This window comes from Nesterenkonia sp. PF2B19 (genome assembly GCF_001758425.2).
GTDB classification, from domain to species: domain Bacteria; phylum Actinomycetota; class Actinomycetes; order Actinomycetales; family Micrococcaceae; genus Nesterenkonia; species Nesterenkonia aethiopica.
Window position 1 is genome coordinate 1 of the sequence record NZ_MDSS02000082.1, and the last position, 11774, is coordinate 11774.

Here is an 11774-nt window from a genome sequence, read left to right on the forward strand (position 1 = left end):
GCCCTCGCCGCGGCCGGCGTGGAGGACCTGACGTCGTCGACGTCGATCGCCGCCGGGCCGGCGAGGTCGCGGAGGCGGTGGCCCGGCATCACGAGGTGGCCAGCGTCCCGGCGACTCCTGAGGACCTGCCGGCGCTGCTCGCCGACGCTGACGGATTGGTCAACGCCACGCCGATCGGCATGGCCCACCACCCGGGCACTCCCGTCGACCGGCGCCACCTGCATCCCGGACTCTGGGTGTGCGACGTCATCTACCGGCCCGTGGAGACCCAGCTTCTCCTCGAGGCCCGTGCCCTGGGCTGCCGGACCGTCAGCGGCCTCGGCATGGCGATGCACCAGGCCGCCGAGGCCTTCGAGATCTTCACCGGCGAACCGGCCGACCGGCACGCGATGCTGGCCGATCTCCAGTCTCTGGTCGCCGCCGAACAGAACCTGTCCCCCACTCCCCGTTGAAAGGTCGCATCATGACACGCACGACGAAACTCCCGGTCCTCCTGACGCTGGCGACGGTGCCGGCGCTGGCCCTGGTCGGCTGCGGAAGCGACGGCGGCGACGCCGCCGAGGGCTCAGTCTCTCTGACCCTGGCCCACAGCTACAACGACGACCAGCCGCAGGCCCGCTGCGGAGCCGACCTCATCAAGGAGGAGGTGGAGGCCGCCGACGTCGGACTCGAGATCGAGATCTTCGGGTCCAGCCAACTCGGCGGGGACGCCGACCGGATCGCCTCCGTGGCCTCCGGTGACATCGATCTCGACATCCAGGGAGCCTCCGCGCTGGGGGCGGTGCACGAGCCGATCAGCGTCCTGGACGCCGCCTATGTGTTCGATGACGCCGAGCACCTGGCCGCCTTCATGGACAGTCCTGAGGGCCAGGCGGTGGTGGAGGACTTCGCGGACTCCGCAGGCATCCACACCCTCGGCGCCTGGTCCGCCGGGGCCCGTCACTTCACCGCTGACGATCCCATCCGCTCCCCGGAGGACCTCTCCGGTCTGCGGATCCGCTTCCCCGGCTCCCCCCAGTTCCTGATGAACGCCCGCGCCCTGGGCGCCGACGCGACCGAAGTGGCCTACGAGGAGCTGTACCTCTCCCTGCAGCAGGGCGCGGTGGACGGTCAGGAGAACCCGATCACCAACATCGATTCGGAGAACCTGGCCGAGGTGCAGGACTACCTGAGCCTCTCCGCCCACCAGCTCAACACGAACCTGGTCATCATGTCCGACCGCTGGGAGGAGCTCGACGACGCCCAGCAGGAGGCCCTGACCTCCGCCGTGGAGTCCGCGGTGGCGTCGGTGACCGACTGCGTGGCCGAGGACGAGGAGGCCACCCTCGACGAGTGGCGCGCCGGAGACGACTGGGAGGTCATCGACGACGTCGACGTCGACGCCTTCCAGGACCAGGCGCTCGACTACCTGGATGAGGCGCTGGACGACGAGTCGCACGACGTCTTCGAGGCCATCCGATCCACCAGCGAGTGAGCCGCTTGGCCGCGGGTCTGGTCGAGACCGTCACCGGGGCGGTGCCGGGCGAACAGCTCGGCACCACGCTGGTCCACGAGCATCTCTTCGTGGGTGATCCGCAGCTGGCCCGGGACCTCCCCCACCCCGAATGGAGGAGTCCACGGCCGTGGACGAGGCCGTCGACCTCCTGACACGCCTCGCGGCCCTGGGAGTCGACAGCATCGTCGACCTCACCGTGCCGGGCCTGGGGCGGGACGTCCGGCTCATCCAGGAGGTCGCCCGCCGAGCTCCGGTGCGCGTGCTGGCCGCCACCGGGTGGTACACGATGGATGCCCTGCCGCCGTTCTTCCATCTCAACGGTCCAGGGAGGACCGTCGATGGACCGGATCCTCTGGTGGAGCTGTTCCGGCGGGATGTCACCGACGGCATCGCCGGCACCGGGGTGCGGGCGGCGATCATCAAGGTGGCCTCCGGCGCACGGGGCCTCACCGAGGATGTGGCGCGGGTGTTCGCCGCCGCCGCCACAGTGCACCGGGCCACCGGCGTGCCCATCAGCACCCACTCTGACCCGGCCACGCGCAGCGGGATCGAACAGCAGCGGCTGCTCCGGGACCTCGACGTCTCGATGGACAGTGTGGTGATCGGACATGCCGGAGACTGCCCCGACGGCGCACGGCTGCGACGCCTGGCGCAGGCCGGTTCCTTCCTCGGCTTCGACCGGTTCGGCATGGCGCACACCGGCGACGACGAGGACCGCCTCCGCAGGCTGCTCGACCTTCTGGAGGCGGGCTATGACCGTCAGCTCCTGCTCTCTCAGGACGCCGCAGTGTTCAGCCGAGTCACCCCGCCGTCGTGGCGGCAGGCCCATGCACCCTCCTGGCGGATGGACCATCTGCATACGGAGATCCTCCCGCGGCTGCGCCGCCTGGGGGTGGACAGCAGACTTGAGCATCAGCTGCTGGTGGAGAACCCCCGCCGTCTGCTCGCCGGCCGGCGAGACGGTTCTGATAATCTCGCGGAGCGAGAGGGGAGGTTCCCGTGAGCGAGACGCACATCCGGCAGCGCGACGCTGTCCGCACCCGTGCCGAGCTTCTCGACGTGGCCACCGAGGTCTTCGCCGACTCCGGCTACTCCGGTGCTCGCATCGATGAGATCGCCCGCCGCACCCGCACGACCAAGCGGATGATCTACTACTACTTCGGCGGCAAGGAGCAGCTGTACTTGGCCGTGCTGGAGAAGGCCTACCGAGGCATCCGAGACAAGGAACAGACCCTCCACGTCCATGACCTGGACCCGGCGGAGTCCCTGCGCCGGCTGGCGGAGCTGACCTATGACCACCATCTCGAGAACACCGAGTTCATCCGGCTGGTGGCCATCGAGAACATCCACCGCGGCCGATTCATCCGGCAGATCGAGTCGCTGCGCGACCTCGGCAAGCCTGCCCTGGGCCTCTTGGAGGACATCCTCGCCCGCGGGCGCGAGGACGGCTCGTTCCGTGACGACGTCGACGCCGTCGACGTGCACCTGCTGATCAGCGCCTACTGCGTGTTCCAGGTGGCCAACCGTTACACCTTCGGGCATCTGTTCGAGCTGGAGCTGGAGGCCGCCGAGAACCGTGACCGGCTGAGGTCCGTGATCGGCGACGTCGTGGTGGCCTGGCTGACGAACCCGGAGGACCGCCCCACGGGCTGATCTCCCCGCCGGAACGACGACGGCGCGCCCCTGATCTCAGGGCGGCGCCGTCGTCGTGTGTGCGGGTGGGCCTCAGGCGTTGCCGTCGAACAGCGAGGTGACCGAGCCGTCGGCGAAGACCTCGTGGATGGCCCGAGCCAGGATCGGGGCGATCGAGAGCACGGTGAGCTGCTCGAAGCGCTTCTCCGCCGGGATCGGTAGCGTGTTGGTGACCACGACCTCCCGGGCGCCGCAGGCGGCCAGCCGCTCGGCGGCCGGGTCGGAGAACACGGCGTGGGTCGCGGCGATGATGACGTCCTTGGCCCCGGCATCCTTGAGGACCTTCACCGCACCGGAGATCGTGCCCCCGGTGTCGATCATGTCATCGATGAGCACACAGGTGCGGCCCTCGATCTCGCCGACGACCTGCTTCGAGACGGCCTTGTTCGGCATGGTCAGATCGCGGGACTTGTGCACGAAGGCCAGCGGTGCACCCCCCAGGCGCTCCGCCCACTGCTCGGCCACGCGGACGCGCCCGGTGTCCGGGGAGACGACGGTGATCTCGTCGTCGGCGACCTGCTCGCGGATGTAGTCGGCCAGCAGCGGCACCGCGAAGAGATGGTCCACCGGGCCGTCGAAGAAGCCCTGGATCTGGGCGGTGTGCAGGTCCACGCTCATGATGCGGTCTGCACCGGCGGTCTTGTAGAGGTCGGCCACCAGCCGGGCCGAGATGGGCTCACGGCCGCGTCCCTTCTTGTCCTGGCGTGCGTAAGGGTAGAACGGGGAGACCACGGTGATCCGCTTGGCGGAGGCACGCTTCATGGAGTCGACCATGATGAGCTGCTCCATCAGCCAGTTGTTCAGCGGCCAGGGGTGGGACTGCAGCAGGAACACGTCCTTGCCGCGCACCGACTCGGAGGACCGCACGTAGAGCTCGCCGTTGGCGAAGTCGTAGGCGCTCATCGGCAGCAGCTCAGTGCCGAGCTCCGTGGCGATCTCCTCGGCCAGTTCGGGGTGGGCACGCCCCGAGGCGACCACCAGGGTCTTCTCGCCGCTCAGCCTGATCTCATCCATGCTGTAGTTCCTTCTCTCCGGTTCCCTGGGGTGTCACTGCTTACTCGGAGTCTGTGTTCGGCGCGGTGCGGCCCGCCTGCTGGGCGGCCTGGGCGGCCGCAGAGCCGGGCCGCTTCCGCTCCACCCAGCCGTCCGCATTGCGCTGCGGCGCCACCGACAGCGCCAGGGCCCCGGCCGGCACGTCCTTGCGGACCACGGCGCCGGCACCGGTGTAGGCGCCGTCTCCGACCTCCACGGGCGCCACGAATACCGTGTTGGAGCTGGTGCGGACATGGCTGCCGATGACGGTGCGGTGCTTGTTCTCACCGTCGTAGTTGGCGGTGATGTTGCCGCAGCCGATGTTGGTGTGCTCGCCGATGGTCGCATCCCCGGCGTAGCCGAGGTGGGAGAGCTTGGAGCCCCGGCCGATGGTGACGTTCTTGGTCTCGTAGAACGCGCCGATCTTGCCCTCAGGACCGAGGTCGGTGCCGGGCCGCAGGTAGGCGAAGGGACCGACCGTCGCGCCGTCGCCGATCCGGGCGCCGGAGCCATGGGTGCGCACCACCGAGGCGCCCTCCCCCACGACCACGTCGGTCAGGGTGGTGTCCGGGCCGACGACGGCGTCGCGACCGATCCGGGTCTCGCCGTGCAGCTGGGTGCCGGGCAGGACGGTGGTGTCCTCCTCCAGGACCACGGTGGCGTCGATCCAGGTGGTGGCGGGGTCCACCACAGTGGTCCCGGCGCGCATCGCGGCCTCCACGGTGCGCCGGTTCAGCTCGGCGCCGAGAGCCTGCAGCTGGACTCGATCGTTGGCGCCCTCGACCTGCCAGCGGTCCTCAGTGACGACCGCGGCCACTCGACCGCCCTCGGCGCGGGCCAGGGCGAGCACGTCGGTCAGGTACTTCTCCCCCTGCGCGTTGTCGGTCGTGACCTGACTCAGTGCGCGGGTGAGCACCTCCGCGTCGAAGGCGTAGATGCCGGAGTTGATCTCACGGACCTCGCGCTGGGCGGGGCTGGCGTCCTTGTGCTCCACGATGCCGGTGACCGAGCCGTCGTCGGCACGGATGATGCGCCCGTAGCCGGAGGCGTCGTCGAGGACCGCGGTGAGCACGGTGGTCGCGTTGCCTTCGGCCTCGTGGGTGCTGACCAGCTCGGCGAGCATCTCGGTGGTCAGCAGCGGCACATCGCCGTAGGTGACCACGATGGTCCCGCTCAGCTCAGCGGCCTCAAGGCCGGTCAACGCTGCCAGGCCGCATTCGACGGCGCGGCCGGTGCCGGGGATCTCATCCTGGTCCGCAATGACGGCCTGCGTGCCCAGCGAGTCGATATGAGCGGCCACCGTGTTCCGCTGGTGCCGGACCACCGCCACGAGGTGCTCAGGGTGCAGACCCGCCGCGGCGGACAGAGCGTGCCCGATCATGGAGCGCCCACCGATGCTGTGCATGATCTTCGGTGTGCGGGACTTCATCCGGGTACCCGCCCCTGCGGCGAGGACGATCACTGCGGCGGGACGGGTCTCGGGTACAGCCACGGGCAGAAGCTCCTTGACGTGGGAATCGGAGAACCCCTCAATCCTAACGGCGGCGAGGCCATGAGGGGCCGTTCCGCCCCTAGGACTCGAACCTAGACTGCACAGCTCCAAAGGCTGGCGTGCTGCCATTACACCAGGGCGGAGTGCGGGCCGGTGACCGCGCGTGGTTCATCTTCGCATGGGAGACCCATCAAGTTCACATCTTGACTTCCCTATCGCGAACATCTATATTTGCTTCTGTGAACACCAGCGAAGATCCTCGGGGATCCCTTCACAGACGGGAAGAATCATGACACGCACTGCACTGGCCACCGGATCCGTCGGCATCGCGCTTCTGACACTGACCGGCTGCGTCACCCTCGGCCCCGGAGAGAGCCAGGTGGACTCGGCATCGACCCCGGCGCCCGAGGCGGAGCGGACCAGCCACGAGCACCGGGGGTCCTCCCTGGCCCATCCCGTGGAGGACGCCGAGGTCTTCACTCACATGCTCGAGACGCGGGAGACCGTGGAGACCCTGCGCGCCGAGATGGTCATGACCTTCGAGCTCGACGCCCTCTGGACCGCTCAGGACCAGCGGTTGGAGATGACCGCCGAGGGGGCTGAGGACTTCTCCGAGGTCTTCGTCATCGGATCCCTCACAGAAGACGGACAGGTGGTGGAGTCCTTCGAGACCTACATCACGGACGGGATGGCGATCTCCACCACCGACGACGGAGGCTGGGAGGACGACCCCGGAGTCAAGCCGGCGGACGGCGAGGACGACAGCCGGTACAGCCGCGTGGTGCAGGGCATCGGCGACCTGGAGCAGCTGCTCGAGGTCACCTTCGACGACGATGCCTACACACTCAGCTACAGCGGCAGCGACCCGGCGGCCTTCGACGCCTTCGAAGAGCCCTTCTCCCTGAGCCTCGACGGCTATGAGCCGGAGGACACCGATATGACCGTCGACGCCGTGGTCGACCCCGAGACCTTCTATGTGGAGGAGCTCTCCTTCACGCTGCACACGAAGGACTCGCCGCACCCGGTCGACCTCGGTATGGAGATCACCGCGGAGTACTCCCAGTTCAACGAGATCCCGGCGCTGGAGATCCCCGAGGACGTCCTCGAGGAGGCCTACGGATCACAGGAGTGAGCACAATCTCCCGTTCTGGCCGCCGCTGAGCCCACAAGGACCTCTCAGAAGAGGTCCTTGTGGCGCGTGTAGTGATCCAGGGCAGGCCCGACGGAGCCGAGCCCATAGGTCCGCAGCACCTCGGCCAACCCGGGAGCACTCCCTTCGAGCTGGTCGGCGGCCTCCTTGATCTGCTGCCCCGACGCCACAGCCCGCAGCAGGTGGCGCACACCCGCGACGACGGCGGCATCCCCACCTTCGGCCGAGACCATCGAGGTCGTCCGGGTGAAGCGCCCGGTCGACGACCTGATCCCTTCGAGCCGACCCGGAATCTCTGCCGGCTCCACAGCACCCTGATCCAGCTGCTCGGCGAGCTCATCGAGAGCCTGGAGCCGCTGAAGGACCGCCGGATTGCCGATCTTCACCCGCTGGGCGCTGTTGAGCTGAGAGAGCATCGGCGCAGACATCCCCAGCACACCGGCCAGCTCGGACTGATTCATGCCGAAGGCCTGCTTGACCCGGCCGAAGATCCCGGACAGCGGCTCGCCATAGGCGGCCCGCTGAGCCTCGATGTTCTCCTCCACCGTCATGGACGCCTCCTCTCCATCCGTCACCGTCATTCACTCATGCGAAGTCTACTCCGCCGGGGGACGGCATGCGACGGCACCCGAACACCGGAGCACACCCCCGCCCCACCGGACCATCCCCCATGGAGCTGGTGCTTCACCGGATGACACCTGAGGGCCACCATGAAGACCCTTGACTTTGCAGTCGCAACTCCTTAGAGTTGCTAGTGCAAAGTTCATCTCACGGAGGAGAACATCATGGACACCCCAGCATGGCGCACCATGACCGCACTGGGCCTGGCCGCCGCCCTCACCGGTGCCGCCGCCCCCGCCGCGCACGCCAGCATCACCGCCGACGTCGACGACCGGGAGGAGCAGAATGACCGGGACCGCCGCGAGGACCGCGACGTGCGGACCGAGCGGCCTGACATCACCCAGGATCCGACGGACTCTGACGAGGGCGAGCTGCTGCTGGTCCTCGACGCCTCCGGATCCATGTCCGAGCCGGACGCCGACGGCACCACCAGGATCGAGGCGGCCCGGGAGGCCCTGCACCAGGTGGTCGACGGCCTCGACGAGGACCAGCAGGTCGGCTTCCGCGTGTTCGCCGGTGAGGTCACGGACTACACCGACCCCGCCGCCTGTGAGGACTCCGAGCTCGTGGTCCCGGTCGGCGCCGACAACCGTGCCGAGCTGCGAGACGCGATCCAGGCCTATGACGCCGTCGGCGGACGCACTCCCTTGGCGCACGCGCTCTCCGAGGCCGCCGGCGACCTCGGCCAGACCGGCCCGCGGACCATCGTGCTGGTCTCCGACGGCGAGGAGAACTGCGTGCCGGACCCCTGCGAAGTGGCCGACACCATCGCCTCCCAGGGCGTGGACGTCACCATCCACACCGTGGGCTACCACGTGGAGGAGACCGCCCGTGAGCAGCTGCAGTGCATCGCCGCCGTGGCTGACGGGGAGTACTACGACGCCGACGACGTCGACTCGCTCACCCGCACCCTGGAGCGGGTCTCCGACCGGGCCTTCGAACCGTTCAGCCTGATCGGCGAGGAGGTCACCGGTGGAGAGAACTGGGGCGAGGCTCCGCAGCTGGAGACGGGCCACCAGTACGTGGACACCCTGACCGAGCACACGCTGCACTTCAGGATTCCCCGCCAGCTGGAGAACTCCTCGGTCCACGTGGGCCTGACCACCCACAATCCGCACGGCGACTCCGACTGGATCCGGATGGAGCTGGAGACCTGGGACGGCGACCGCTGCGACCGGGAGACCATGTCAGGCTTCCACTTCGCCACACTGAACTTCCTCGGCACCGCGCAGGTCAGCGGATACCGGGACCCGGAGCGCGACGCCGGGGAGGACCCGTGCGGCGAGGCCGACGAGCTGATCCTCTCCGTGGAGCAGATCGGAGACCCTGCGGAGGCGGAGACCCTGGGGCAGGCCTTCGAACTGATGATCTACGAGGAGCCTGAGGCGCTGAACGTCGCGGATCTGCCCGCCGAGGCGGAGCGCGGCGAGGTGGAGTGGACCGACATGGGCCGCGACCCCCGGGGCGCCCAGGACGTGGTCGGCGGCACCTCGTTCAACCACGCGCCGATCCTGGAACCCGGCACCACCTATGACGGGGACATCATCCCCGGTGAGGCCCTGGTGTTCCGGGTGCCGGTGGAATGGGGTGAGCACCTGCAGGCCGAGGCCTACTTGGAGGCCCCGGACATGGAGACTGCGGAGAAGTTCTCCTCGCTGCGCACCAGCGTGGGCATCCTCTCGCCGAACCGCGGGATGGTCGACTACGACTCGGGCCGCACCGGCGCCCAGCGTTCGGACATCTTCCAGGCCATGACCCAAGAGGTCCGCTGGCACAACCGCGTGTCCTCGACCTCCGGGATCGCCGCGACGGACACCGCCGGTCACTACTACGTGACGCTGGTGATGGACCACACCGACGACGGCGCCACCTTCAGCCTTCCCTTCCGGCTCACGGTGGACACCTTCGGCGACTCCGGTGACGGCACCCCGGAGTACGCGGGGGACCCCGAGGAGCTGCGACCGGGGCGCGACGAACGGGAGGACGAGCAGGAGGACGGGCAGGCCTGAGGGAGGGTCGCTCACGCACCCGACCGCACGCTTCGTCCACGTGACGGCCCCGGGCCGGGAGGAGGCCCCTCCTGGCCCGGGACCGCCACCAGTAGACTGCACGATGAGGGTTCCTGACCTCCAGTCCCCGAGACCGTGCCGTCGACATGCCGCCAGAGATGCCGACCCCACGATCGAGGGCACCACCCGGGGAGGACGCCGTGAGAGGCCGCCACACCGCGACCGGTCACCAGGACCCACCGCACCGCACCGTCGAAGAGGCCCGGGAGATGACCATCAGAGCCCCCTACCGGACCATCGCCGCCCTGGGCGGCGCCCTGCTGGTCATGCTGCTGCCCGGCCCTGAGGCCGCTGCCGCAGGCGAGGAGGCTGTGCGGGAACCGGTGCAGGAGCAGGTGCAGGAGCCGGTCCTGCAAGGTGAGGAGATCACCGGCGGATCCAACCCCGGCGACGCCGTCGCGCTCAGCTCCGGCACCCAGTACCTGGACGAGTTCACCACCGGCACGCTCCACTATCGGATCCCCCGAGAGGTGGCGCATTCGACCCTCCACGTGGGGATCACCACGCTGGGTCAGTCCGGCGACGGCGACCAGGTGCGGGTGGAGATGGGCACCTGGGAGGGCGATCTGTGCGCCTCGGACACCATCTCGAGCTCTGCCTCCGGGTTCCTGGACCATCTGCGCACCACCCATGTCGCCGCGGGTCCGCCCTTGGACGGAGGAGCCGACGGGACCTGCGGCTCCTCCGAGGAGATCGTGCTGACCATCGAACTCAACGCCGACCCCGAGGACGCCGTCAGCGTGGGCCAGCCGCTGGAGATCCTCGTCTATGAAGAGCCGCGACCGGTACGCCTGGGGGAACTGCCTCCGCCGGACGAAGGCTTCGACCATGACTGGCGAGACATCGGCCGTGACGTCTCGGGGGCCCTGGAGGTCGAGCCCGGCCGGTCCTTCGGCATGGCACCTGAGCTCGAGCCCGGCAGCACCTATGAAGTGACCATCCGACCCGGCGAGACGCAGATCTTCCGTGTGCCGGTGGACTGGGGCGAACGCCTCCAGGCCGAAGCGTTCTTCCCGGAGCCGGACGAACAGCGCGCCGACCGGCTCGCCGGGATGGGTTCGGTGTCCCTGGCGGTCACCAACCCACTGCGGGCGCTGGTGGACCATGACTCCGGCACGCTGAGCACGTCCTCCGCCACCCAGAACCGGGTCAACCCCGGTCCGGTCCGCTGGTTCAACCGGGAGTTCAGCTACACCATGCTCGCCGGGGACCACTACCTGGTGGTCACCGCAGATGAGCACGACGCCTCCGAGAGCCTCTCCCTGCTCTACCGCCTCACCCTGGACACGTTCGGTGAGGCGGGCGACGGCGCTCCCGCCTACCCTGACGACTACGAGGGCGCGTGGCCGACGTTCTCCGGCGGCGAGGTGACCGCCGACGGGCCCGGCACCGGCGCTCTGACCAGGATCAGCGCGCTGGGCGACAGCACGGCCGTCGTCGCGGTCCTGGCCGTGGTCGGGCTGCTCCTGATCGGCTCCGGATCCATCGTGCTGGTCCGGGTGATCCGGGATCCCCGACCGCTTCCGGACGGAGCAGGGCCCGTCCCCTGGCAAGGACCAGCACCTCAAGGACCAGCACCTCAGGGACCAGCACCTCAGGGACCAGCGCCTCAGGGACAGCAGGTCTACGGGGCCGGACCGTATGGCCAGCCGCCGTCCTCTCCGAGCCGCTATGGGCAGAGGCCCGACGACCACGGGCCTCCCGCCGGCGGTGCCGCACCCGAGCCGCCTCCGTGGGGGCCGGGTCCTGAACGGCGCTGAGCGGCACTGCCGGCGCTGCCCGCACCGGCCTGGACCGGGAGTGACGGGTCAGGTCAGCACGATCCAGAAGGTGAAGAGCAGCACCAGCAGGCCCAGCAGGATCAGCCCCAGGGCGATCCCGATGCCACGGAGCCGCGAAGGGCGCTGAGGCGCCCCACCGCGCGCCAGGGGGCTCCCCCCTGTGTGTGCGGACAGGCTCGCCTCCGGCTGTCCGCCGGTGTATTGACCCAGCTCCGGCTGCGGGGATCGCGGAGGCAGGCCGGAGTTCGGGCTGGGGCTCGGACCTGTAGCCGCTGTGGGGTTCGGCGTGGGACTGGGTGCGGGGTTGTGTCCAGGGTTCTGGGCGGGGTCCTGTCCGGCTGGCCGGGTCGCCGCAGGCGCTACCGGTCGAGCCGGTGCGGAGCGACGGTCGAGCATCGCGTCGACGGCGTCTCCGTGGCCGCGTCCTCTGCGCCTGCGGCGG

General features: G+C 69.3%; 10 protein-coding genes, 1 tRNA gene and 2 pseudogenes. 8 read left to right on the forward strand and 5 right to left on the reverse strand.

The window, feature by feature from the left end; translation table 11 throughout:
- The 5 genes and pseudogenes from BCY76_RS18325 to BCY76_RS16125 all read left to right on the forward strand — a co-directional run.
- A pseudogene (locus tag BCY76_RS18325) lies at nucleotides 1–452 on the forward strand (hypothetical protein); the annotation flags it as partial.
- An 11-nt stretch (nucleotides 453–463) separates the two neighbouring features.
- Nucleotides 464–1474 (forward strand): DctP family TRAP transporter solute-binding subunit, encoded by a 1011-nt coding sequence (locus BCY76_RS16115; RefSeq protein ID WP_070158410.1) that lies wholly within the window; start codon nucleotides 464–466, stop codon nucleotides 1472–1474.
- The gene (locus BCY76_RS18330) at nucleotides 1471–1647 is read left to right on the forward strand and encodes a hypothetical protein (RefSeq protein WP_170922736.1); all 177 of its coding nucleotides are present in this window, start codon (nucleotides 1471–1473) and stop codon (nucleotides 1645–1647) included. Before BCY76_RS16115 ends, BCY76_RS18330 begins: the two co-directional genes overlap by 4 nt.
- The gene (locus BCY76_RS16120) at nucleotides 1623–2498 is read left to right on the forward strand and encodes a phosphotriesterase family protein (RefSeq protein ID WP_170922737.1); all 876 of its coding nucleotides are present in this window, start codon (nucleotides 1623–1625) and stop codon (nucleotides 2496–2498) included. The genes BCY76_RS18330 and BCY76_RS16120 overlap by 25 nt, the downstream gene beginning before the upstream one ends.
- Entirely contained in the window at nucleotides 2495–3148 is a 654-nt protein-coding gene (locus tag BCY76_RS16125) for a TetR/AcrR family transcriptional regulator (RefSeq protein WP_070158411.1), read from the forward strand. Before BCY76_RS16120 ends, BCY76_RS16125 begins: the two co-directional genes overlap by 4 nt.
- A 72-nt stretch (nucleotides 3149–3220) precedes the next feature.
- Here the strand turns inward: BCY76_RS16125 and BCY76_RS16130 are convergent, their stop codons facing one another.
- The 3 genes from BCY76_RS16130 to BCY76_RS16140 form a co-directional block, all read right to left on the reverse strand.
- Complete coding sequence (locus BCY76_RS16130; RefSeq protein WP_085437917.1) at nucleotides 3221–4201, reverse strand: ribose-phosphate diphosphokinase; 981 nt, start codon at nucleotides 4199–4201, stop codon at nucleotides 3221–3223.
- A 40-nt stretch (nucleotides 4202–4241) separates the two neighbouring features.
- Nucleotides 4242–5711: a bifunctional UDP-N-acetylglucosamine diphosphorylase/glucosamine-1-phosphate N-acetyltransferase GlmU gene (gene glmU, locus BCY76_RS16135; RefSeq protein WP_083277198.1), complete on the reverse strand. Its 1470-nt coding sequence runs from the start codon at nucleotides 5709–5711 to the stop codon at nucleotides 4242–4244.
- Between the two features lie 71 nt (nucleotides 5712–5782).
- Nucleotides 5783–5854 (reverse strand) — tRNA-Gln (locus BCY76_RS16140).
- Between the two features lie 146 nt (nucleotides 5855–6000).
- On the opposite strand from BCY76_RS16140, the gene BCY76_RS16145 reads away from it, so the two are divergent.
- A complete protein-coding gene (locus BCY76_RS16145; protein WP_085437918.1) occupies nucleotides 6001–6843 on the forward strand; it encodes a DUF6612 family protein in 843 nt (280 codons plus the stop codon).
- A 44-nt stretch (nucleotides 6844–6887) separates the two neighbouring features.
- Here BCY76_RS16145 and BCY76_RS16150 read toward each other — a convergent pair whose 3' ends face one another.
- Nucleotides 6888–7412 (reverse strand): hypothetical protein, encoded by a 525-nt coding sequence (locus BCY76_RS16150; protein ID WP_070158417.1) that lies wholly within the window; start codon nucleotides 7410–7412, stop codon nucleotides 6888–6890.
- A 234-nt stretch (nucleotides 7413–7646) separates the two neighbouring features.
- On the opposite strand from BCY76_RS16150, the gene BCY76_RS16155 reads away from it, so the two are divergent.
- Nucleotides 7647–9491 (forward strand): vWA domain-containing protein, encoded by a 1845-nt coding sequence (locus BCY76_RS16155; RefSeq protein ID WP_070158414.1) that lies wholly within the window; start codon nucleotides 7647–7649, stop codon nucleotides 9489–9491.
- Between the two features lie 269 nt (nucleotides 9492–9760).
- Complete coding sequence (locus BCY76_RS16160; protein ID WP_139827853.1) at nucleotides 9761–11311, forward strand: proline-rich domain-containing protein; 1551 nt, start codon at nucleotides 9761–9763, stop codon at nucleotides 11309–11311.
- A gap of 48 nt (nucleotides 11312–11359) precedes the next feature.
- Here the strand turns inward: BCY76_RS16160 and BCY76_RS18335 are convergent.
- Nucleotides 11360–11774 (reverse strand): annotated as a pseudogene (locus BCY76_RS18335) (hypothetical protein); the annotation flags it as partial.

Excerpts from the sequence above, each read along its gene's own strand:
- BCY76_RS16115 (WP_070158410.1), top strand. The coding sequence starts at position 464 with ATGACACGCACGACGAAACTCCCGGTCCTCCTGACGCTGGCGACGGTG.
- BCY76_RS16130 (WP_085437917.1), bottom strand. The coding sequence starts at position 4,201 with ATGGATGAGATCAGGCTGAGCGGCGAGAAGACCCTGGTGGTCGCCTCG.
- BCY76_RS16145 (WP_085437918.1), top strand. The coding sequence starts at position 6,001 with ATGACACGCACTGCACTGGCCACCGGATCCGTCGGCATCGCGCTTCTG.
- BCY76_RS16150 (WP_070158417.1), bottom strand. The coding sequence starts at position 7,412 with ATGACGGTGGAGGAGAACATCGAGGCTCAGCGGGCCGCCTATGGCGAG.
- BCY76_RS16155 (WP_070158414.1), top strand. The coding sequence starts at position 7,647 with ATGGACACCCCAGCATGGCGCACCATGACCGCACTGGGCCTGGCCGCC.
- BCY76_RS16160 (WP_139827853.1), top strand. The coding sequence starts at position 9,761 with ATGACCATCAGAGCCCCCTACCGGACCATCGCCGCCCTGGGCGGCGCC.